This window comes from Pseudomonas lini (genome assembly GCF_964063345.1).
Lineage (GTDB): Bacteria > Pseudomonadota > Gammaproteobacteria > Pseudomonadales > Pseudomonadaceae > Aquipseudomonas > Aquipseudomonas lini_B.
Genome location: NZ_OZ061318.1, coordinates 6006343 through 6029506, shown reverse-complemented (window position 1 = coordinate 6029506; position 23164 = coordinate 6006343). Strand labels below are relative to the sequence as shown.

Below are 23164 nucleotides of genomic sequence, written 5' to 3'. Positions count from 1 at the left end.
TCAAATCGGTAGATAAGGAGTTAACAGCTATGCTGAGCACTGGATCTGAAAGCCCCCCTCCTGCCCTATTGGAAATGCATTCCATCTCAAAGTCATTCAATGGGGTGCGCGTCCTGCATGACATTGACCTCAGTATTTTCCCCGGACAAATCCACGCGCTAATGGGCGAAAACGGCGCCGGAAAATCCACTCTGATGAAAATACTATCGGGGGCCTATGTCGCCGACAGTGGCACTATACGAATCGACGGATGTGATATTCGAAACTATGGCGTGAACGATGCGAAGCGCCATGGCATATCCGTCATCTATCAAGAGCTCAGCTTGTGCGCGAATATGAGCGTGGTGGAGAACATCTACCTGGGTAGAGAAATTCGTCGATGTGGCGTTATAAACCGCAAGGCAATGACCGAAGGTGCGCTCGTAGTACTAAAGCGACTGGGCGTCACATTTGATCCGCACACACTGGTCGGCACGTTGTCGATTGCGGACCAACAACTTGTTGAAATCGCACGTGCAATTCATGCCGATACGCGAATCCTGGTGATGGACGAGCCTACAACGCCGCTATCCACAAAAGAAACCGAAAGTCTTTTTACATTGATTCGCCAGCTACGTGATGATGGCGTCGCGATCATCTACATCAGCCATCGAATGGCCGAGATATACGCATTGTCCGATTTTGTTTCGGTGCTCCGGGACGGTCATTACGTTGGTTCGCTGGATCGCGGCACGCTGTCAGCTGAAACCCTGGTCCGGATGATGGTTGGCCGCGATGTTTCCGGCTTCTACGCCCATGAGCGTTCTTTGTGCTCTTATGAGCAACCGATACTACGTGTTCGTCATCTTACAGATGACTTCAATATTCAAGATTGCAGTTTCGATCTGTATGCCGGCGAAATTCTCGGGATTGCAGGACTGGTGGGCTCAGGGAGAACCGAACTTGCCCGATTAATCGCCGGTATCGATGCATACTCAGGCGGAACGATTGAAATGGACGGCGAGGTTGTAGTCATACGCTCTCCTCGCGATGCAAGTAATGCAGGCATCGCCTATCTGACGGAAGACCGCAAAGCACTGGGTCTTTTTCTCGACATGAGTGTCCACGACAATATCAATGTATGTGTTGTGGGAAGTGATGCTCGTCTTGCGGGGTTTGTGGACCGAACGGCCGGAACTGGACGTACGGAACAAGCAATCCAGGCACTCAATATCAAAGCGTCCTCAGGTATCAATGTTGGAGCGCTGTCCGGAGGCAACCAGCAAAAGGTCTTGCTGGCTCGTCTGCTGGAGATGAAGCCCAGAGTATTGTTCCTCGACGAGCCTACATCGGGTGTCGACATTGGGGCTAAATCAGAAATATATAAAATCATCAATGCATTAGCAGCATCCGGCGTTTGCGTAGTGATAATTTCAAGTGAACTACCAGAGATCGTTGGAATTGCCGACCGTGTATTGGTCATGTGTGAAGGTAAACTTGTCACCGAACTCGGTGGCCACAGCGGTCTTGATATCACACCTGAAGCCATTATCGCGTTTGCCACAGGCAGCGACAGGTTGACTCTAGCCAACGGAGACTTAGTCCAATGACTTCCCCACTGCAAAGCAAAGTAGCAAGTGACTTCACCACGCCTGGTGTACGAAGCATCGCCGGAGTTTCCACGCAGGATAAAATGCGCCAACTGATGAGAGTGGCGGGCATGCTGCCCGTATTGTTACTCCTTTGTGTTGGCTTTGGCTTGATGAGCGAGAGCTTTTTCTCGGTTCAGAATTTCTCAATCATCAGTCAGCAAGCCTCTATCAATGTGGTATTGGCGTCAGGTCTGACTTTCGTGATTTTGACAGGTGGAATCGACCTTTCGGTTGGTTCGATTCTGGCTGTTTCTGCAGTAGTGGCGCTATTGGTATCGCAAGTTCCGGGTTTTGCTCCCCTGGCCATCGCTGCGGGGCTTGGAGTCGGACTGCTGCTAGGGCTCGTCAATGGTGTATTGGTCGCTTTTGGAAAGCTACCGGCATTTATAGTCACGCTAGGCGGTTTGACTGCGATGCGTGGAATCGCACGCCTAATCGGCGAAGACAAAACGGTTTTCAATCCCGACCTGTCCTTTGCTTACATTGGAAACGATACGTTGTTCGGGGTGCCATGGCTGGTTGTAATCGCGGTAGTCGTGGTTACTCTTTCGTGGGTTATTCTTCGACGCACGGTGTTAGGCGTACAGATTTACGCAGTGGGCGGCAATCCTGAGGCCGCACGGTTGTCGGGAATCAAAGTCTGGAAAGTCCTGTTATTCACTTATGCCCTATCCGGTTTGTTGGCGGGTGTGGGGGCTATCATGACTTCCGCTCGACTGATGGCTGCTAACGGACTGCAAATGGGACAGTCTTATGAACTCGACGCTATCGCCGCCGTTATTCTGGGAGGCACACGCTTTACAGGAGGCGTTGGCACCATCATCGGTACGCTAATTGGCGCGCTGATTATCGCTACACTTTCCAACGGCCTGATATTGCTGGGAGTTTCGGATATCTGGCAATACATTATCAAAGGTGTTGTCATTATCGGAGCGGTAGCCCTCGATCGCTTTCGGCAGTCAGGTGCACGAACCTGAATCATATATAACCCCACACACTCCAATAACAAGAGACAGTTCTCATGAAAAAAATAATATTTACCGCAGTTTGTACACTACTGGCATTCAGCAGCGCTCAAGCGCGAGAGTTGAAATCCGTCGGCATAACTGTTGGCTCGCTGGGTAATCCTTATTTTGTAGCGATGGTAGATGGCGCCAAAGCCGAGGCACTGCATATCAATCCAGCCGCAAAATTTATCTCAGTGTCGGCTGATTACGATTTGAATAAGCAGTTCACTCAAATCGATAACTTCATTTCTTCGGGCGTAGACTTGATTCTTGTCAACGCCGTCGACCCTGTAGCAATCGCGCCTGCGATTGCGAAAGCAAGGAAGGCAGGCATAGTGGTTGTGGGCGTAGATGTCATGGTGCAAGGTGCCAACGCCACGGTACAAACCGATAACGTCGAAGCCGGCAGGATTGTATGTCAGTACATCTCTGAGAAGCTCGGTGGCAAGGGTAACGTTATTATCCAGAATGGTACGCAGACTTCAGCAGTCCTGGACCGAGTCAATGGCTGTAAGAGTGTTTTCGCGCAGGCACCCGATATCAAGATACTGTCTGATAATCAGGATGCCAAAGGCTCGCGCGAAGGTGGCTACAGCGTGATGCAAGGCGACTTGACTCGCTTTGCAAAAGTCGACGCGGTGTTCGCAATCAATGATCCGCAGGCCATAGGTGCAGACCTGGCAGCAAAACAACTCAAGCGCAAAGGCATCATTATCGCATCGGTGGATGGGGCTCCCGATATAGAGACTGCGCTCAAAAGCGATACACAGATCCAGGCATCCGCCTCTCAATCCCCTTGGGGCCAGGCACAACAGGCCGTAACGATGGGTTATGACCTGTTGAATGGCAAATCTTTGGAAAGCACAACGGTACTGCTTCAACCTTCACTTGTAACCCGGACTAATGTCATGGAGTACAAAGGCTGGCAAGCTGCCCACTGACCGACCACTAAGCGGTTGAGTCAAGTGACATAGGGTCTCTTGCCACCCTCTGTAATGCGGGGAATGGCTGCTGCGAGATGCTCGCAGCAGCCGAACGGCATGAACATCCCTAGAGGGCGAACCTGCGGGAAACCTGAGCGACGACTGCTGAAGAGAGATTTGGCATGTTTACCAACACAAACACAATAGTAAGTACAGAGCTACTCAACTACGTTAAGGCTCTGTCTGGTAATCGAATTGTCGTTGCGCTAGCGGGGCCGCCTGGTGCCGGTAAGTCCACCGTCTCTCAGGCTTTGGTAGAGGCTCTTAATAGTGTTATGCCGGGGAGTGCAGCTGTCGTTCCCGGGGATGGCTTTCATTACGATGACGCGGTTCTTGGATCCTTGAACCTTTTAGATCGTAAGGGCTCACCTGATACATTCGATGTGGGTGGTTTCAGGAGTCTGCTGCTACGGCTTCGTGCGAACAACGAACCAGCGGTTGCCGTTCCGGTATTCGATCGAATCCTGGAGATATCCCGTGCGGCAGGACAATTGATTCCCTCTGACGTGAAATATCTCATCGTGGAAGGAAACTACCTTCTATTAGACCTCGCCCCATGGTCGTCCTTAAAAGACTGTTTTGACGCCACCATCATGCTGCAGGCTGACCGCAAAACCCTGGAAGCGCGCCTGCTTGATCGATGGCGATCATTGGGTTTCGATGAATCTACTTCCTATGAAAAAGTTCATCGCAACGACCTTCCGAATGCCGACATTGTGATTTCGGCCAGCCATATCGCTGACTTCACGATCGCAAACTAAGATCCCGCTTCCTCTCTTTTGAGAAAGAATCACGCGTTAACCAAGCGCTTTGCTTGGCTAGCTTTTTACGGCTAACAGGCCTACTAACGCTATCAACAACTTATAGCGAACCTTCAAGGAGCGAATGACTATGTATCTGGTATGTGGTGAAGCGCTGTTCGATTTTTTCAGTGAAAACGACGTCAACGCTCAAGCTTCAAAAGTGAACTACAAAGCGATTGCCGGTGGTTCGCCGTTCAACGTCGCCGTCGGCCTGCGCCGCCTGGGCATCGACGTGGCGCTGTTCGCCGGACTGTCCAGCGACTACCTCGGCCGGCGTTTACAGCAAGTGCTACAGGAGGAAGGCGTGCGCCCGGACTACCTGCAGGACTTCGACGCACCAACCACCCTGGCGATGGTCGCCGTCGGTGCCGACGGCTCGCCGCATTACAGCTTCCGAGGCGAAGGCTGTGCCGATCGCCAGCTGTTGCCGAAGCATTTACCTGAGTTAGGCGCTGAGGTGCGTGGGTTGCATATTGGTTCGTACTCGCTGGTGGTGCAGCCGATTGCCGACACCCTGCTGGCCCTGGTCCGCCGGGAAAGCGGCAAACGCCTGATCAGCCTCGACCCCAACGTGCGACTTAACCCAGAACCGAATATCGAACTGTGGCGCGAACGCATCAACACTTTGGTCGAGCATGCCGACCTGATCAAGGTCAGCGACGAGGACCTGAACCTGCTCTACCCCGAGCGAGATCCGCAAAGCATGATCCATGGCTGGCTGGAACACCGCTGCCAGATGGTATTCCTCACCCGTGGCGGCCAGGGAGCAACGGTATTCAGCCGCCACCATGGCAGTTGGTCGGCGCCGGCCTGCGCAGTGGTGATGGCTGATACCGTGGGCGCCGGCGACACCTTCCAGGCGGCGTTGATCGCCTGGCTGACCGAACAGCAGCTGGATTCGGTGGAGGGATTGCAGCGCTTGAGTCGCGAACAGATCGACGCGATGCTCACCTTCGCCATCAGCGCCGCTGCCCTGACCTGCGGCAAGACCGGGCCGGACCTGCCTTATCGGCATCAGTTGGATTGATATCTGGTCAGGATCTGTATCGCGGGCATTGCAGTTTTCGCGAGCAAGTCGGGTACTGGACGGCTCAACAATCCGAGCCGTCAGATAGATAGCGGAGGCAGCGTTTCATAACTCTTAAGGTTTGCTTAAGGACTTTAAATATCGCCGAGGGACAGACTTTCCTGAACGAAAAGGAGAGTCGCCATGAACCCGCAATCGGTGAATTCAAACCATCCATGCACCCTTGTCCGACCATTGGGCGCCCTGTCCGGCTGGCAGGAGCGCCGCGCCAAGGAGCTGATGCTCCGTGAAATGAGCAGCTGCATTCGCATCAGCGAGATTGCCGAACACTGCAACCTGTCCCGTAGCCATTTTTCCCGGGCATTCAAAAAGGTTACCGGCCACTCGCCGCAAGGCTGGTTAGTGAGGATGAAAATAGAAAAAGCCAAAAGCCTGCTAATCACCTCGATGCCGATCACCGATGTCGTCTATGAATGCGGTTTCGCGGACCACTCGCATTTCACCCGCACCTTCAGTCGCCTGGAAGGAATGTCACCCAAGGCATGGCGCCGGGCCTTTGCTCATGCAACGAGCCATCTTCCCCAGCCGTCAGTGATCGATCGGGACATACCTGATTGGAGAATTCGCGATAGCCTGGTCGACAGCGTGGGACAGTCGCGCGTGCAGGAGCTGCACGTGTGAACTGATCGAGGTCGACAAAATGAACTCCTCCCTTTGGCCGCTCATGCGGCCCTTTTTTATCCGGCGCTGGCCGGCGCGAGCGGCAGGTTGAAGCAGATCCTGGCGCCCTGCTCGCTGTCCTGAACGACCAGCGTTCCGCCGTGCGCGCCGATCACCGACCTGCAAATGGCCAGCCCCATACCCATGCCGCTGCCCTTGGTGGTGTAGAACGCATCGAAAATCTGCTCGCGCTGTTGCGCGCCAATTCCCGGTCCGTTGTCCTGGAAGCAGACCTGGACATGATCGTCCTTGACCGAAGAGACGATGATGAGACACCCATTCGTGATTGCGGCTCCGGCGATGGCCTCCAGCGCATTGGTGATGAGGTTGAACACCACCTGTTGGATCTGCACCGCATCGACCCACACCGGGCATTGCGCATCGAGCCGGGTTTCCAGTTGTACGTTGCGGTTCGCCGGGTCGGTGGCGATCAGGCGCACGACCTCGCCAATCAAATCGTCGACCTGCACCGGCAGCCGTTGCAACGGCGCTTGTTTGGCGAGCGCGCGAAGCGCCTGGACAATGTCGGCGGCGCGGGCGCTGTCCGAGCGGATGTCTTCGAGCCCCTGAATGGCTTCTTCCAGATCGGGCTGATCACGCTTGAGCCAGCGCAGGCTGGCCGAGGCGTTGGACAAAATGCCCAGCAGCGGCTGGCTGATTTCATGGGCAATCGAAGCCGAAAGCTCACCCATGACCTTGAGGTGCGAGCTACGCGCCAGTTCAGCCCGGGAGCTGCGCAAGTCCGCTTCCATCTGCGCGCGCAGCAGGTTGTCCTCGACCAGCTGCGCATACAGCCGGGCGGTTTGCAGTGACACGGCGGCCTGGGAGGCGAGAATTTCCAGCATGGTCAGGCGCTCGGCGCTGAACAGATTAGGGATGAGACTGTTCTCCAGATAGACCAGACCGATCAACGTACCTTGTTTGAGCAACGGCAGGCACAACATGGAACGCGTCTGGCGCTGTTGCAGATCGGCGCTATAGGCCTCGGGACAATCGGCCCCGGCATCATTGAGCACCAGAGGTTTGCGCGTGCGCATGGTCGCGTTGAGTACCGAGGTCGGCGCCAACGATTCGAGCGATTGCCCGGCGTCCAGTGCGACCCGCACGTTGCCAGCCTCGACAGAGGCCGTCGCCGCCAGTTGCAGTTCGGCATCGATGACGATCATCAGCACGCCATTGTCGGCGCCGGCCTGAATCATCAGGTGATTCATCAGGGTTTCGACCAGACGTTCGAGCAACACCTCCTGCGAAAGCGCACGCGCCGCCTCGATCCCCACTTCAAGATCGAGCCGGACCTGGGTCACGGGCCGGGCCGACTCGAATGACGACTCAGTCTTCAGAAACGGATGCAAGGCCTCCAGCTGACGCGCCTTGCCGCCGGCGCCCCACAGGTTGTAACAGTCGCGCGCGACGCGCAGATGGTGGTTGGCGCCGGACACCAGTCCGTTCGGTAAACAGATATCGGCAAGCTGTTCGTGGGCCAGCGCCTGCTCATGGATGAAACCGGCCGCCGTCGCGGCGATCTGCGACTGATCGAAGCAGCGGATGGCCACCAGCTCCTGACCGCGCAAACGAGCAATCACCCCTTCGATCAGCAGCAGTTTGCTGCGGAAGGTCGTCGGGTTGAGCTCGACCCATGACTGAAACCGCTGACGTTGCTGCTCGAGCTTTTGCAGCTTTTCGATCACCTCGCCGGGCGCCTGCGCACTGCCCAGGGCCAAACTGTAGAACAGGTAGTAATCGGCGAGATTGATATGCGCCGGAATGGACCAGGCCAGCGCGGCAGCTTCTTCGAAACGTCGCAATGCGTAAGGGATATCACCGAAATGAAACGCGGACATGCCGGAATACAGCCACAAATAGAACAGTGTCGGTTGTGACACGCTGCGGCGATCAATGGGGCCAAACCTGTCATGTTCCGTGCCGTCCAGTTCGGCCGGCGGCCGTTGCGCACGCCCGTCGCGCAGATCGGTAGCGAACGCCTGTTGCGCCAGCAGGATGCGCTCAATATCGATGTAATGAAATTGCCGCACCCAGGCCAGACCCTGATCCAGTTCGTTCAACACGCCTTGCAAGGGTTCGCCCATGAACAACAGGTCGGAGCCGATGTGGTTGCAGGCATAGCAGGACATGCCCAGGTCGCCACCGGCCTGGCCGCATTCGAATGCGGCGAACGCCTTCTGTCGAGCGTAGGCCATCGGTCGGGTCCACGGGCTGACTTGATCGAGCGCTACCAGCGTGCCTGTGCGCCCTGCTTCATAGCCATGCTTGTCGGTGAGCTCAAGCGCTAATTCAGCAAAGGCTTGTCCGTCCACATATTCGCCATAGCGTTCGGCAATCATCACGCCAAACCAGGCAAACCCGTAACCGCTTCCCGGCGTCGTGCCATGCAGCAGTGTCAGTTCAACCATTTTCGCCAGATGCAACAAACGAATACCGTCGTTGACGAAGAACGAAGAAGTCAGCGTGCTGAGCAATTCCATGGCCGCTTCGACAGACGGGTCATTCGCTTTGGGTAAATGCACCAGATCAGCGATCTGACGTGTGCCGACGAGTGTGCGTACCTGGGAAAACGCCAGGGTCAGTTGTTCCTGCGAGGGCTTGCGCTGCAGGGGAATGTCCAACAGGGTCAGACCATTCAGCGCCTCGGTGATCGCCCCTTCGTAATCGGAGTGCAGCGTGCGCAAGGTGGCTCGTAACCGATAGGTCTTCGCGCGGTCGAGCACTGTGGTGGCGTGGGTCAGGCAATCATCGAGGCGTCGCTGGGCGCCGGCCAGATCGGCCAGAAGCATGTCGCACTCGGCAGCCAGCCATTGAGTAGCGAACGTTTGGGTGTAGAGGCTGGACCAACCCGACTGGCCGAGCAAATTCTCGGCAGTGCGCAGAAAACCCACGGCCTGCTCGACGGCAGCGGTATCCCTGGCGCGCTCGGCGGCTTCGACCAACAGTTCAACGAACGCGGTACGGCGATATGCCTCCAGTGTATCGACGTCAATGCGCTGGATCTGGCTGGCGACTTCGAATACACGCTCATGGATTTGCTCGCCCCACTGATCCAGCATGGCGCCGGCGATACGGGCATGCTCGGCGGCGCGTCCCGACTGTGCAGGAAGCTGGCAAGCTGCCTCTAGTACGCGGTCGTGGGGAAACACCAGTTGCTCGCGTTCGCGCAGCAGTAATCCCGCATCGACCAGGCTTTGCACATCGATGCTGATCTGGTGCGGATTACACGGCACTAGCTGGTGCAGCAGCGATTCGTCACAGCGCCCGCCGATATATCCAGCCGTGCGCATCACTTCGCGCTCCATCGAAGACAGCCGTTCGAGTCGCTGCACCATCAAGTCGGCGACATTGTCCGCATAGCGATAACTGTCCACCTCCTCCTGGTTCCAGACCCAGCGGCGACTCAGCACGTCGAAGCGCACCAGACGCTCATCGATCAACGCCCGCAACACCTGACGGACGAAAAGAGGGTTGCCGGCCGTCTTGTAGTGCACGACTTGTGCGAGCGCTTCAATACCCGCGGTGTCAGTATCCAGTTCAACGGCAATCAGTTCAGCGACCGCGGGCTCCGACAATGGACCCAGCATGACGCGTGTACAGGGCACCGATTGCCCACGGCCGAGCACCTCCAGCAATCCACCTTCACGCTCGAGAGCCTGCGACTCGGCCTCGCGGTACGCCAGGAACAGGAGCAGATGCCTGGGCCGCCGATCGACGAAGGCCTGAAGGAACGAGAGGGTCGAATCGTCCGCCCACTGCACATCATCCACGAACAGCACCAAGGGTCTTCCCGGCTGAGCGAAGATTTCCAGTACATCGAGCAGGGTGCGGTTGGCGCGATCGAGCGCATGCCGCGCCGGCATGTTCGGCAACTCAGGCGTGACACCGATGACCAGCTCAGCCTCGGGCGCCAGCTCCACCAGGACCCTTCCCCGCCCCTTTAGCCGTTCGACCAGTTGCTCGCCAAGCATCTCCAGCTCCAAGGCTGGCTTGCCCAGCAACTGGGTCATCAACGATCTGATAATTTCAGACAACGGTGCGTAGGGGATTTCCTGCTGCAGCAGATTGCTCTTGCCGCTGGCCCAGTAGCCGGGCGCCAGGGGGCGGACACCTTGATGGATCAGCGTCGACTTGCCGGCGCCCGGCGCGCCGCCGACCAGCAGGACCCGGGCGATGCCATCGTTGCGTACCTGATGCAGCAGTTCAATCAGCTGCGTGCGCTCGGTGTCTCGACCGAACAGCGCACCGCCGCGGGCCAAGGAAGGCAACGCATCGAAAGCGCCCAGCCGAAACGCGTCGATGCACTCATGTTCCAGCCATTGAGTTTGGCACCAAGCCAGATCCGCAGCCATCGATGCGGCGCTTTGATAGCGGGCACCCGGCTCTTTTGCCAAGCCTTTGAGCAGAACGAGACAGATACCTTCCGGCAGATCGGCGACATGAATCGCCGGTGATTCCGGTGGGACGGCAGCATGCACGTGCAGCCATTGGGACGGGTCTCGGGCGGTGAGCGGCAGGTTGCCGGTCAGCGCTTGATAAAGAATCGTAGACAGGGCATAGACGTCACTGCGCGCGTCAAAACTGGCGGCATCGCGCCGTACTTGCTCTGGGGCTAGATACGGCCATTGTTCCAAATCAGGTAATTGCGCGGCGCACGCCTGCGCGCAATGGCTGTGAAAACCCAGAAACCTGACCGAATTGGCGGTATCCACCATCAGGTGGTGGGGTTGCAGACAGGCATGTCGCACGCCCACTTTTTGCGCACATGAAAGCGCATTGGCCGCCGCTACGGCGATGGCCAGCATGCGTCCCAGTGGCAGCCCTGCCTCACTGATCAGATCCATCAGCGGCGTCCCCGACGAGGGATAGATCAACAAAGGCCCCTCGGCCGAGCGGATGAACGCGACAGGAGCAATCGCCCAGGCCGGATCCAGGTCCCGGTGAAAATCGCGCTCCAGCCGCTGGCAAGTGGCAGGCCGCTGAATCGGTGCCCGGGCGGCGAGCCAGGATGTTCCGGATTGCGGATCCTGAAGCGTAAACCAGGTCAGATCATTTTCCCGGCGCCGCATGGTGAAGGTGCAACGTTCCAGCCAGGCTTCATCATGTACGACATCAAGACTGCGGAAACCGGATGCTGAGAGAGGGCTGCTGGGCATGAACAATCACCGCTGAAGATTCGTTTCGGGCTGAGCCTCGAGAGTATACGCACCGCTCTGGCCAGAGGGCTGCGGGCAAACCATCTTGTCCGTAATCGGCATCAGGATGGCCGTTGAGAGGCCCCTCTGCCGGTGGTTTTCGTACCTGAAATCATCGCGTGTTATCCCTCGGGATAATTGCAATATGTCGGGCCGTCCCCTAGCGTGTAGCCCTGACAACACGACATTCCGGCGTCACTCCCCGTCAACGCAGTGCAGAGGAACGTATGATCCGACTCGGCCAAGCCACTATTTCCCTGGAACGGCGTGAAGCCTTTCTTGATGGACGGCCGCTGCGTGTCGGGGGCCGAGCGTTCGAAATCCTCTCTGTGCTGATGCAGGCCGATGGCCGAATCGTCAGCAAAGATGAATTGATCACACAAGTCTGGCCTGACACCGTCGTCGAGGAAAACAATCTGCAGGTGCAGATTTCCTCACTGCGCAAGTTGCTCGGAGAAAAACAACTCATCCAGACGGTCCCGCGCCGAGGTTACCGATTATTGAAAGAACATGAGCCGCCCCTGCCCCTGTTCCATCCGACAGCCCTGGCCCCTGTGGCGTTCGAGGATCAGCAGAGGATCGATCCTGACAGCGTGCCGGTGTTCATCGTGGACGATGAAGCCTCCGTGCGCACAGCGCTCAGCCGACTGCTGCGAGCCGAAGGCATCGTGCACCGGATATTTGCCTCGGCGGAAGAGTTGCTTGACGCTGACCTCGACATCGGCCCCGCTTGCCTGTTGCTGGACATAAGCCTGCCCGAGGCGACAGGGCTGGAACTGCAATCGGCGCTCGGACAACGCGGGCGTCCGTGGCCAGTCATTTTCATGACCGGTTTCGGCACCATTCCAATGTCGGTGCAGGCCATGAAAGCGGGAGCGGTCGAATTCCTGACCAAACCGTTTAATGACGACCAATTGCTGGACATCCTGCACACCACCCGCCAGCGTGCAGCGAAGTCGTTCGAGCAATGGCAGCGCATTCAGAGCGCCCGTCAAAGGGCAGCGCTGTTGACACCCCGTGAGCGCGAAGTGCTGCCGCTGATCGTCGCGGGGCTGTCCAACAAGCACATCGCCAACCGGCTGGGCACCAGTGAAGTCACCGCCAAGGTCCACCGAAAACACATCATGGAGAAGATGCAGACGCGCTCGCTGGTCAGCCTGGTCAGCCTGTATGGCTTGCTCAGCGCGGAACCGGCGTCAGTCATGCCGGGTTCTTCATGACTATCGGCACTGGCTGCGCCACCCCCGGATCATCCGGCAACGTCATGATCATCGTCTGCATCGTGGACGACGATGCGTCCGTGCGCAAAAGCCTGGCCAACCTGCTTCGGTCGGCTGGCTACCGCTGTCGGATATTCGCTTCGGGAGAGGAATTCCTGGCTATCGACAACTTTGATGACGTCGCTTGTCTGCTGCTGGATCTGAAAATGAAGGGCCTCTCGGGAATAGAGGTCATGCAGGCGCTTGCACTCCTGGACAGAAAATTTCCGGTGATATGCATGTCGGCATACTGGGATGAAGCGACACTGACCGAATCCAGCCGCTACGGCGCCAACGAATGTCTGCGTAAACCCTTCAGCGGCGACGCGTTGTTGACGGCTGTCGAGATTGCGCTTCAACCGAAATAGGCCTGCCCTGCGACCGTGACATGAGTGTTGCGAGAGATGCGCTGAGTCAAACGCTCAATCTGAAAATCCTCGCCGCCAACCCTGTCCTTGCCATTTCCTGAATCATTTTCCCTCCCCGGCAATCATCAAGTGACGCCATAAACTGGCGTCAGATCCTGCCCTATCGAAAACCGCACGCTATCGCACAAACATCCAAAAATGCAGCACAACCGTTCAATCCCCGCTATGTGGGATACGTGACAATTTCCTCGACTTGACCAATGAGGCGACGCCGAAAAACTCAATGAGTTTTTTCATCAATCAACGGCACACGTCGTCGAGCAACCCAAGTAACCCTCAGTCAATACGTAAGGAAAAACATCATGACTCTCGCAAAAGCAGCTCCAGGCAAAACCCTTCTTACCCCAACTGACCACACCCTGATCATGATCGACCATCAGTCGCAGATGTCCTTCGCGACCAAGTCGATCGATGCCGTGACCCTGCGTAACAACGCCGCGCTGGTAGCCAAGGCCGCCCGGGGCTTCGAGGTATCGACCATCCTCACCACCGTTGCCGAAAAAAGCTTCTCCGGCCCGATCTTCGACGAAATCAAGTCAGTGTTTCCGGACCACAAAGTGATCGACCGCACCAGCATGAACACCTGGGAAGACGAACGCATCGCCGTCGAAGTGAACGCCTTCGGCAAACAGAAAATCGTCCTCGCCGGTCTGTGGACCTCCGTGTGCATCGTCGGCCCGGCGCTATCAGCTATCGACCAAGGTTTTGAGGTCTACTTCATCGCCGATGCCTGCGGCGATGTTTCCATCGAAGCCCATGAAATGGCCGTGCAACGCATGATCCAGATCGGCGCCCGCCCGATGACGGCGTTGCAATACCTGCTGGAGCTGCAACGTGACTGGGCTCGTACTGAAACCTACGAGGAAACCGTCAAGACCTCGATCGCCAATGGCGGCGCCTACGGACTGGGTCTGATCTACGCCAAAACCATGTTCCACGCCTCTGAAGGCCATTGAGCGACGACAGCGGCTGCGCATCTGCGTAGCCGCTTGCTCACGCCTTTTTTATTGCAACCAGGAAGCAAGCCATGAGCCTTCTCAAGCACCTCCCCGCCTACTTCAAGGGCTCACTGATGGCCCTCGGTCTCACGTTTGCAGCCAGTCAGGTTCAGGCGGCGCCACCGCCGCAAGTACACACTCAAGTCCCTGGCTATCAGCGCCTGGCGGTGGGTGAATATGAAGTCACCGCGTTGTTCGATGGCTACAGCGACCTCGGGCCAACGCTGCTCAAAGGCCTTTCGCAGAAAGACATTCGCGCCATGCTCGAACGCAAGTTCATTTTTACCCAAGGCATGCCGACCGCGTTCAACGCATTCCTGATCAACACCGGCAAAAACCTGGTGCTGGTGGATGCCGGTGCCGGTGCCTGTTTCGGTGAAACCGCCGGCTGGCTGCCCGACAATATCCGCGCTGCCGGTTACCAGCCTGAGCAAGTGGATACCGTGCTGCTCACCCATATGCATGTCGATCACGTCTGTGGCCTGATCAACGCCAAGGGTGAACCCGTGTTCGCCAATGCCACGGTGTATGCCGCCAAACTGGAAGCCGATTACTGGCTCAGCCAGGCAAACCTGGACAAGGCCCCTGCAGATGCCCGTGGCTACTTTGAGATTGCCCGTAAAGCGGTGGCTCCCTATGTCGCCGCCGACCGCTTTAGAACCTTCACCCCCGAGCAGTCGCTGGTGCCTGGCGTCACCCCGGTCAGCCTGCCCGGCCACACACCCGGCAGCAGCGGCTACACGTTCAGCTCAAACGGCCAGAGCATTCTGTTCATGGGTGACCTGGTCCACAGTTTCGCCGTGCAGTTCCAGCATCCGGAAGTGAGCATCGGCTTCGATGTCCAGGGCAAACAGGCCGTCGAGACTCGCGAAAAACTGTTCAAACAGGTCGCTCATGACCGCACCTGGGTTGCCGGTGCTCACTTGCCCTTCCCTGGTATCGGGCATATCAGCAATCGCGAAAAAGCCTTCGCCTGGGTGCCCGTCGAATACGGCCCTTACCAGCGATCGAAAAATGTCCCGCTGATCCAGTGATCACAACCCCGGACTTAAGCCAACTTCACTGCGGGGAACCTTCTCCGCGGTGAAGATGCCGGGCCACTGGCGTCCGACTCGCTGGCTGCGCAGCCACTTCTCGCGTGGTGAATGAATATGATGTATGCATCCAACGACCTTATTGCAATTCAAGGCCCGGGCAACGCGACTGGCCCCCTGATGCCCTTCTGGTTGTGCATGTTGCTCACGAGCACCGCCGGAACCGCGATAGCCGCCGAGCCCGTACAAACCGCACAAGGTTTGCTGGCAGGGTCGACGCTTGAGGTGCTCAGCCGAAACTTCTACCTCAACAATGACTATCGATCGCCCTCGCCGACAGGCAAGAGTTACAAACAGGAATGGGCTCAAGGTTTCATCACCTCGTTTGAATCCGGGTTCACTCCCGGCATGATTGGAGTGGGTATCGATGCCCATGGATTTCTCGGTTTGAAACTGGACGGCGGCAAGGGACGTTCCGGGACGGGATTGTTACCTCTGGATCATGACGGTCGCAGCGAAGACAGCTACTCCAGCGGTGGTGGAGCCTTGAAGCTGCGAGCCTCCCGCACCACCCTGGCGTTCGGTGAAATGACTGTGGAAACACCGGTGTTCGACACGGCGGACAAACGCCTGCAACCGGAATACGCCACGGGCTTGTTCATCGACAGCCGTGAAATCGACGACATGCATTTGTTGGCCGGTCACTTCACCGCTTTCAAGAATCAGGATGCGTCCACCCGCAAGGGCGACTTCTCCGGCTACGGTGTGAGCACCGGTACGGGCGGCATTGATTTTATCGGGGTCAACCTGTTCGAGGATCGCCTGGTGGGCGGCGCCCTTTATGCCTCGGAACTGAGCGACACCTGGCGTCAGTACTACGCCAACCTGCACCTGAAACAGCCCGGCTTTTTCTTCGACGGCAATCTTTACCGCACCCAGGACTATGGCGAGGCCGTGGCAGGGGCGATCGATAACACCGCCTACAGCCTGTCGGGCAAATACACCATCGGGGCCCAAGCCTTCACCCTCGCCTATCAGAAAATCAACGGCGACACGCCCTTCGACTTCGTCGGTGGTGATTCCATCTACCTGGCCAACTCGATCAAGTACGCTGATTTCAACGGCCCCCATGAACGCTCCTGGCAGATGCGCTACGACTTCGACCTCGGCACTTTCGGCCTGCCTGGCTTGAAGTTCATGACCCGCTACGTGACCGGGCGTGGCATCGATGGTACCCAGGCACCCAAGCGAGGTGCGTATAACCCGTTCGACCCAACCTCCGGCGATTACCAACCCCAACAAGGGGATGGCGGCCGGCATTGGGAACGCGATATAGACCTACGCTACATCGTGCAATCGGGCCGGGCCAAGGACTTGTCCGTGCAGCTGTCCCATGTGACGCATCGAGCCAATAACGCTCAGGCCGGCGATGACATCGACCGGACTTATGTGGTTATCGAGTACCCGCTCAAGCTGGGATCACTTTGAGCTTTCTCCTTGATGGAGCTCAGGGTCACGCCTTATCGAGAAAAGCCAGCGCCCTCGACACGAAATTGGCGTGATGCTGGAAAATCGCACCATGACCGGCATCTTCGTAAATGATCAGTTGCGAGCTCGGGATGCGGCGCGCCATATCAGTAGAGTTCACTGTCGGCACCATGATGTCGTTGTCACCGTTGGCGATCAGTACCGGGCTCTGGATATTGCCGAGATCCTGGGGCGCCTGCCGCCCCCACGCTTTGATCGCCCTCAACTGCCGCGAAAAGGCACTTGGCGTGGGTCCCTTGTCCCGATCCGTTTTGCGCTCCTTCAGTCGTTTCAAAAAGGCCTTCGCGGCTTGGCGACCATTGGCCGTGGCGGTAAAAAACAGATAGAACTTCGGATCGCGCAACGTCAGCAAGCCCTTGATCATCAATGGCCAGGATGCCGCCCCTACCTTGTCAATGTCTTTGCCGCCCGCCGGCCCCGTACCCGCCAAAATGAGCTTGCGTACCAGGTCGGGTGCTTTCAGCACGATGTCCTGCGCCACAAATCCGCCAAGGGAAAAACCGATTAGATCAACCTTCTCCAAGTTCAGCGCGTGGATCAAAGCTATCGCATCCCGCGCCATCTCATCGATGGTCACGGGCGCGGTTCCTCCCGACCCGCCAATCCCCCGGTAGTCAGTGGCGATGACGCGATGTCTACTGGCAAGACCATCGATGATCCGCGGGTCGAAATTGTCCAATACCGCGCCCCAATGATTGAGAAGTATCAGTGGCACGCCACTGCGAGGCCCCAGGTCACGGTAGGCAAACACAGTCCCTGCGACATTGATCGAGCGGTTCGCGGCAGTTACGTAGGACGTACCCGATCCAGGATAATTGTCGGAATGGGTCATTGTTTACTCCATGCGTCTGGTGTGGACCGGGCGTCCTGGGAGGCCCCGGTCTGCTTTACGTCGATTGAAAGTGATGACGCCCTTGCCTCTGCATCGCCGGAATATTTACGAGGGCGTGCGATACCGCTCTGCTACATGCGCTTGTCTAATGTCTGAAATGAGCGCTTGTCGCGCGGCATCCAGTGCGGTCCAGCGACTGGCGTCGTGCAGTGGCGGGATGGTCACAAGCTCACGCCGATCGAAGCCCACCAGCGCGGCATCCACCATCTCACCCACCTCCATCAGTTCCGGCAGTGTATTGATGTCGATGCCCGCACGCCCCCAAATCTCGGTGCGGGTTCCGGCAGGGAGCACCGCCTGGACATAGACGCCTTTGGGCGTGAGTTCCAGACTCAGTCCCTGGGAAAGGAACAACACAAAAGCCTTGGTGGCGCCATAGACCGACATGCCGAACTCCGGCGCCAAGCCAACCACTGAACCGATATTGACGATCGCGCCTTCACCGGCCTGCGCAAGCCGCGGGGCGATTGCACTGGCGAGTCGCACCAACGACGTCGTGTTGAGCGCGACGATCCGAGCGACATCGTCGGTCGCCTGCTCGATGAAGCTGCCGGACTGGGTTGCCCCGGCGTTGTTAATGAGGATGCCGATTCGCGAATCATCGCGCAGGCGCGTCTCGACGACGGCCAAGTCGCCGGGCTGAGTGAGATCGGCCTGGAGAATATCGACAGCGACGCTGTGTTCCTCGCGCAGGCGAGCCGCAAGTGTCTCCAGCCTCACTTTGTCGCGGGCAACCAGCACGAGATCGTGGCCGCGACGTGCGAAGCGCTCGGCGTAGGTGGCGCCGATGCCGGAGGAAGCGCCGGTAATGAGGACTGCGGGATGGGTAGTCATGTAGTTGCTCTCTTGATCAGATGAACCCATGGCGGGCATGCAATGTACAAATCGATACCGCGCCAGTGTTACAGGGCGCTGGCGTCAGCGAGGGCCGGATAGTCGATGTATCCCGCAGCACCACCGCCGAAAAGCGTGGTCGGATCGAACGCCGCCAACGGCGCATCGGTTTTCAGACGTTCCACCAGATCGGGGTTGGCAATGAATGGGCGCCCGAACGCGAAGAGGTCTGCCTTGCCTTCGGTGAGCCGGGAGGCAGCGAGATCCAGGTCATAACCATTGTTGGCGATGTAGGTGTTCTTGAATCGCCGGCGCAGGGAATCAAAGTCGAACGGCGCGACCTCGCGCGGCCCGCCGGTCGCGCCCTCGACGACATGGAGATAGACGATGCCCAAGGCGTCGAGCTGGTCGACGATGTAGTCGAACTGTCCCTGTGGATCGCTGCTCGATACACCATTGGTGGGAGAAACCGGCGAGATACGAATACCGGTGCGCTCGGCACCGATCTCGTCCACCACTGCCGCCGTCACTTCCAGTAGTAGTCGAGCGCGATTTTCGATCGAACCGCCGTAGGCATCGGTACGTACGTTGGCACCGTCCTTGACGAACTGGTCCAGCAGATAGCCATTGGCGCCATGGATTTCAACGCCATCGAAGCCTGCGGCAATAGCATTTGCCGCGGCCTGGCGGAAATCGTTGACGATCCCGGGCAGTTCGTCGAGCTCCAGCGCCCGAGGCTCGGAAACGTCGACAAAGCTGTTGTTGACGAACGTCTTGGTTGCGGCCCGAATGGCCGAGGGCGCCACCGGGGCGGCGCCATTATCCTGAAGATCAACATGCGAAACGCGCCCGACGTGCCACAACTGCAGGAAAATTTTCCCGTTCTTCGCATGGACGGCATCGGTGACCTCACGCCAACCGTCGATCTGCGCTTGCGAGTAGATGCCGGGCGTATCCTGGTAGCCCTGCCCTTGCTGCGAAATCTGTGTGGCCTCGGAAATCTGCAGACCGGCCGACGCCCGCTGGCTGTAATACGTTGCAGCGAACTCACTCGGAACGAATCCCGCGCCGGCACGGTTGCGCGTCAACGGCGCCAGGACCACCCGGTTGGAGAGCGTCAGGGAACCGAGGATGTAGGGCTCAAATAAAGTTTTTTCGGTCATAGCTTGTTTCTCCCACGTTGACTGATGGTCGTTGTTGCGAGTGCGCATCGCCATACGATTGGCGTTTTCAGGTGGGCGTCGCTCATGGCCTGAGCCCTTCCAAAAGTTAGCGAGCCGTTATGATGATGATCACAATCTTAATCGTCAATAACTTTGATGATGATTGACATCAATGTATATTGGCCGTCTGACAGCAGATTCAAAGAGGCATGTGGGTATGAGAGTCACCAAAGCGCAGGCACAGGCGAATCGGGCGCACATCGTCGAGACGGCCTCCGCCCTGTTTCGTGAGCGCGGCTATGACGGTGTGGGGGTGGCGGAACTGATGGCCGCTGCCGGGTTCACCCATGGCGGGTTCTACAAGCACTTTCGCTCCAAAGCCGATTTGATGGCTGAAGCAGCGGCGAGCGGGCTTTCGCAGAGCCTGGTCAATAGCGCAGGTCTCGACGTCACCGAGTTCGTCAATCTTTACGTCTCACGGGCTCACCGTGACGGCCGCAACGTTGGCTGCACGATGGCAGCTCTCTGCGGGGACGCTGCGCGTCAATCAGAGGAGATCAAGGCAACGTTTGCTGACGGGATCGAAAGCATGCTGGCAGCCCTTGACCCTGTGGACTCGCTGGGCGACGTGGATCCGCACACAGTGCGAGCGCAGATGATCGACATGCTTGCCCATGCGATTGGCGCAGTCGTTTTGTCGCGGGCTTGTCCGGATGATTCCCCGCTGGCGGATGAGATTCTGGAGGTCTGCCGCGAAAAAATTCTCGCGACACGGTCACCGTCGCAGTCCACATAGTCGTTGCCTCAGCGGCAATCCCGAGCAGTTGCCGCGTACCCCATGGAGCGGCTCCATTCGCAGCCGGCATCACTGATACGCTATCCACCAGGCATGGTAGGCGCGGACATCAATGTATGGAGAGGTATTCAGCAAGACTGCAGGGGATGTCTTGCCAAAAATGCGGCGACTCGCTCAATGACCTCGTCCGGCCGGGAATCAGCAAAAAAATGTCCGCCCACTATCGCAGAAGCCTCCATCACTGTGCAGCGATCCACCCACGTGGCGGGTAAATCATAGTGCTTGGCCATCGCACCTGAGGCGCCATAGAGGATCAGCGCGGGCGCAGTGATGCGTCGTCCGGAATCGGACATATCGTCTTCCAGATCCACAGTGAGTGCGGCGCGATAGTCGTTGCAAAACCCCGCGATGGTTGCCGGATCACGCCAGGCTTTCCGATACGCCGCCAGTTGGTCAGCATCAAAATCCTCCGGCCCTGCGGCCCCCCAGCCGAATAGGCAGCTCTCGAAAAAGAAATCGGGATCCGCCTCAATCATGCGCTCCGGAAAGGGTGCGGGCTGAGAAAGGAAAAACCAATGCCAGTAACTGTGGGCTACGTCCTTGCGCAGATCTGTCAGCATCACAGCCGTAGGAACGATGTCCATCAGCGTGACGCTCGCCACCACCCCTGGATGATCCAGTGTCATCCGGTGTGCAGTGCGCGCGCCACGGTCGTGTCCAACAAGATGGAACCGTTCATGTCCGAGTACACGCATCAGTCCGACCTGATCCGCGGCCATGGCCCGAAACCCGTAGTTCGATAGATCCGGTTGAGCCGGCGGTTTAGCCGATGCGCCATACCCACGCAGATCAGCACAGACAACCCGATAGCCACGCGCGACCAGCCCAGGCGCGATACGCGCCCAGAGCGCCATGGTTTGCGGAAAACCGTGCAGCATCAATATCGGTTCGCCTTCACCCGCTGCAACACAGGCAATTTCTACATCGCCTACGGTAATTCGGTGCGTTTCGAAGTTTTCGAACATGGGGTCGTCTCGTTATTTGATCTTGACGATGACCTTGCCTTTTGCGCGACCGGTTTCAACATAGGCCAAGGCATCCGGGGTCGATTCAAATGGAAAAACCCGATCCACCACCGGACGTATGACCCGCGAATCGATGAGCGCGGTAAGTTCATGCAGTTGCTCCGCGTGAGCCAACCCGCACGACGACCCCGGCCAGATCATCTCCCAGAATAAGCGGCACGCGATAAGGCAAAATCATTTTGAACTCACCGTCCCTGATTTTTAAATCCAGAGGGTTCACACCCGCCGCATGGATCTGGACTAAAACATCATCCTTGCCCAATTCAGGTTCTGGTATTTCGGTCGCCCGTAACGTAGCCTTTTTTCCCTAGCGATCGATAATGAATGCTTTCATCGTGCTTCCTTATTCCTGGCGTACCCAGGTTTGTGAGCGCCCTAATACCGGCACGCCAATGTAGCCGCGCACGCTGAGCTTTTTGCCGTTGTCGGTCAGGTAGACTTTACTGCTATAGACCTTGCCGTTATCCGGATCGAGGATTTGGCCACCGGTGTACTCTTCGCCATCCTTTTGCAAACCGGTCAAAATTGTCAGCCCGACCACCGGCGCATTCTTGTTCATGCCTTCGCATTTCTCGCACTTGGGATTCTGATCTTCGCTCGGCGCGGGAAATACTTTTTCGATATTGCCCTTCAAAAGGCCATCAGACTCAGTGATTCGGATCAATGCCCTCGGCTTGCCACTGACATCGTCGATGTTTCTCCAAAGACCAACCGGCGAATTGTCGTCTGCCCACAGTGCCGACGACATGATCGCTGCTGCCAGGACGAGTCCGAAAACACCTGTTTTGAGCGTACGCATTGTCTGAATCCTCATGATTGAACGAATTTTTTTCGTCGGCCTGATGCCATTTTCAGAGCATGAAATTGGCCCTGTGACTCACGGCTATCGGATTGCGCTTGCTGTGTTCAGATCGCTTTCCGAGCAAGCTTCCAGTCGCGCCAGCTGTATAACGCTGTTATTTGTTAAACATAACGTCGTTATGGCACTATTGCAATATGACCACTGATAACTCACTCCCTAATGCCCCCACCCGCCTTGTCGAAGCGACCATCCGTCTGCTTGCGACTAGCGGCCCATCCGAAGTCAAGGCCCGTTCGGTAGCAAACGAAGCCGGCCTGTCGACCATGGGGGTTTACACGCACTTCGGCGGCGTGCCTGAACTTCTACAAGCAGTCGCTGACGAGGGATTCAAGCGGTTGGCTACAGTGTTCAAGCGTGTGCCCATCACGGACGATCCGATAACCGACTTATGTGCGATGCTCCTGGCCTGTCGAGACCTGGCAAGAAACAATCCCCACCTCTACGACTTGATGTTCGGCCTTTCGATTGACGGCAGATATAGCCCCTCACGGGGCACCATGACAACGATTGCGGATGGACAATCGGAAGCGTTCAAGGCGACGTACGCGATTCTGGTCAAAGCGTGCGCTCGATTGGTTGAGGCCAAATGCGTTCGCAAAATCGAGCCTGAGTTCATCGCGCCACAACTGTGGAGTGCTGCGCATGGATTCATCATGCTCGAACTCGCCGGCCACTTCGCAGGAATGGAAAATCCTGCTTCGCAGATCCTGGTAGCGACGTGCAACAACATTGTTGTCGGCTTGGGAGCGAAGCGGGAAAAAGTGGAATCCTCCACTGCTGGCGTAATTGCCGAGTGGACAAGCCCGACAGAAGCTTGATAAACCCTGCGGGGTGCTTCAGCTCAACAGAGACAGGTCAACCGGTTCGCCCAAATAAAGGAGGAACCGGCCGTGCCG

The 23164-nt window shown here is 57.4% G+C and carries 20 protein-coding genes and 1 pseudogene; 13 read left to right on the top strand and 8 right to left on the bottom strand.

What is annotated here, in order from left to right; genetic code table 11:
* Positions 1-29 precede the first annotated feature (29 nt).
* The 6 genes from AB3226_RS27510 (at position 30) to AB3226_RS27485 (ending at position 6132) form a co-directional block, all read left to right on the top strand.
* On the top strand, positions 30-1589 hold the full coding sequence (locus tag AB3226_RS27510; RefSeq protein WP_367375330.1) for a sugar ABC transporter ATP-binding protein: 1560 nt from the start codon (positions 30-32) through the stop codon (positions 1587-1589).
* Positions 1586-2608 (top strand): ABC transporter permease subunit, encoded by a 1023-nt coding sequence (locus AB3226_RS27505; RefSeq protein ID WP_367375329.1) that lies wholly within the window; start codon positions 1586-1588, stop codon positions 2606-2608. The genes AB3226_RS27510 and AB3226_RS27505 overlap by 4 nt, the downstream gene beginning before the upstream one ends.
* Before the next feature lie 44 nt (positions 2609-2652).
* A complete protein-coding gene (locus AB3226_RS27500; protein WP_367375328.1) occupies positions 2653-3579 on the top strand; it encodes an ABC transporter substrate-binding protein in 927 nt (308 codons plus the stop codon).
* A 164-nt stretch (positions 3580-3743) separates the two neighbouring features.
* Positions 3744-4382: a nucleoside/nucleotide kinase family protein gene (locus AB3226_RS27495; RefSeq protein WP_367375327.1), complete on the top strand. Its 639-nt coding sequence runs from the start codon at positions 3744-3746 to the stop codon at positions 4380-4382.
* Positions 4383-4512: 130 nt separating this feature from the next.
* Entirely contained in the window at positions 4513-5451 is a 939-nt protein-coding gene (locus AB3226_RS27490) for a carbohydrate kinase (RefSeq protein WP_367375326.1), read from the top strand.
* 183 nt (positions 5452-5634) lie between these two features.
* Positions 5635-6132, top strand: a complete 498-nt coding sequence (locus AB3226_RS27485; protein ID WP_367375325.1) for a helix-turn-helix transcriptional regulator — start codon at positions 5635-5637, stop codon at positions 6130-6132.
* A gap of 56 nt (positions 6133-6188) precedes the next feature.
* Here the strand turns inward: AB3226_RS27485 and AB3226_RS27480 are convergent, their stop codons facing one another.
* The gene (locus AB3226_RS27480; RefSeq protein WP_367375861.1) at positions 6189-11243 is read right to left on the bottom strand and encodes an AAA family ATPase; all 5055 of its coding nucleotides are present in this window, start codon (positions 11241-11243) and stop codon (positions 6189-6191) included.
* 353 nt (positions 11244-11596) lie between these two features.
* Here AB3226_RS27480 and AB3226_RS27475 point away from each other — a divergent pair, with 353 nt between their 5' ends.
* The 5 genes from AB3226_RS27475 (at position 11597) to AB3226_RS27455 (ending at position 16576) form a co-directional block, all read left to right on the top strand.
* Positions 11597-12589, top strand: coding sequence for a response regulator (locus AB3226_RS27475; protein WP_367375324.1), 993 nt, complete (start codon positions 11597-11599; stop codon positions 12587-12589).
* 44 nt (positions 12590-12633) lie between these two features.
* Positions 12634-12996 carry a response regulator transcription factor gene (locus AB3226_RS27470; protein WP_367375860.1) on the top strand — a complete coding sequence of 121 codons (363 nt, stop codon included), beginning with the start codon at positions 12634-12636 and terminating at the stop codon, positions 12994-12996.
* A 362-nt stretch (positions 12997-13358) separates the two neighbouring features.
* Complete coding sequence (locus tag AB3226_RS27465) at positions 13359-14012, top strand: hydrolase (RefSeq protein ID WP_367375323.1); 654 nt, start codon at positions 13359-13361, stop codon at positions 14010-14012.
* Between the two features lie 71 nt (positions 14013-14083).
* Positions 14084-15088: an MBL fold metallo-hydrolase gene (locus tag AB3226_RS27460; RefSeq protein WP_367375322.1), complete on the top strand. Its 1005-nt coding sequence runs from the start codon at positions 14084-14086 to the stop codon at positions 15086-15088.
* 120 nt (positions 15089-15208) lie between these two features.
* Entirely contained in the window at positions 15209-16576 is a 1368-nt protein-coding gene (locus AB3226_RS27455; RefSeq protein ID WP_367375859.1) for an OprD family porin, read from the top strand.
* 25 nt (positions 16577-16601) lie between these two features.
* On the opposite strand, the gene AB3226_RS27450 is transcribed toward AB3226_RS27455, so the two are convergent.
* The 3 genes from AB3226_RS27450 to AB3226_RS27440 form a co-directional block, all read right to left on the bottom strand.
* Positions 16602-17468 carry an alpha/beta fold hydrolase gene (locus tag AB3226_RS27450; RefSeq protein WP_367375321.1) on the bottom strand — a complete coding sequence of 289 codons (867 nt, stop codon included), beginning with the start codon at positions 17466-17468 and terminating at the stop codon, positions 16602-16604.
* 105 nt (positions 17469-17573) lie between these two features.
* Positions 17574-18362, bottom strand: a complete 789-nt coding sequence (locus AB3226_RS27445) for an SDR family NAD(P)-dependent oxidoreductase (RefSeq protein ID WP_367375320.1) — start codon at positions 18360-18362, stop codon at positions 17574-17576.
* Positions 18363-18430: 68 nt separating this feature from the next.
* Positions 18431-19525, bottom strand: coding sequence for an alkene reductase (locus AB3226_RS27440; protein ID WP_367375319.1), 1095 nt, complete (start codon positions 19523-19525; stop codon positions 18431-18433).
* 217 nt (positions 19526-19742) lie between these two features.
* Between AB3226_RS27440 and AB3226_RS27435 the strand changes: the two genes are divergently transcribed.
* Positions 19743-20321 carry a TetR/AcrR family transcriptional regulator gene (locus tag AB3226_RS27435; protein WP_367375318.1) on the top strand — a complete coding sequence of 193 codons (579 nt, stop codon included), beginning with the start codon at positions 19743-19745 and terminating at the stop codon, positions 20319-20321.
* A 128-nt stretch (positions 20322-20449) separates the two neighbouring features.
* Here the strand turns inward: AB3226_RS27435 and AB3226_RS27430 are convergent, their stop codons facing one another.
* From AB3226_RS27430 to AB3226_RS27415, 4 genes and pseudogenes are all read right to left on the bottom strand, one after another.
* A complete protein-coding gene (locus tag AB3226_RS27430; protein ID WP_367375317.1) occupies positions 20450-21346 on the bottom strand; it encodes an alpha/beta fold hydrolase in 897 nt (298 codons plus the stop codon).
* Positions 21347-21358: 12 nt separating this feature from the next.
* Positions 21359-21547, bottom strand: a complete 189-nt coding sequence (locus tag AB3226_RS27425) for a zinc-binding dehydrogenase (RefSeq protein ID WP_367375316.1) — start codon at positions 21545-21547, stop codon at positions 21359-21361.
* A pseudogene (locus AB3226_RS27420) lies at positions 21513-21683 on the bottom strand (alcohol dehydrogenase catalytic domain-containing protein); the annotation flags it as partial. The pseudogene AB3226_RS27420 and the gene AB3226_RS27425, both read right to left, overlap by 35 nt.
* Before the next feature lie 66 nt (positions 21684-21749).
* Positions 21750-22205: a DUF2147 domain-containing protein gene (locus AB3226_RS27415; protein ID WP_367375315.1), complete on the bottom strand. Its 456-nt coding sequence runs from the start codon at positions 22203-22205 to the stop codon at positions 21750-21752.
* Between the two features lie 197 nt (positions 22206-22402).
* Between AB3226_RS27415 and AB3226_RS27410 the strand changes: the two genes are divergently transcribed.
* Entirely contained in the window at positions 22403-23086 is a 684-nt protein-coding gene (locus AB3226_RS27410) for a TetR/AcrR family transcriptional regulator (RefSeq protein ID WP_367375314.1), read from the top strand.
* Positions 23087-23164 lie beyond the last annotated feature (78 nt).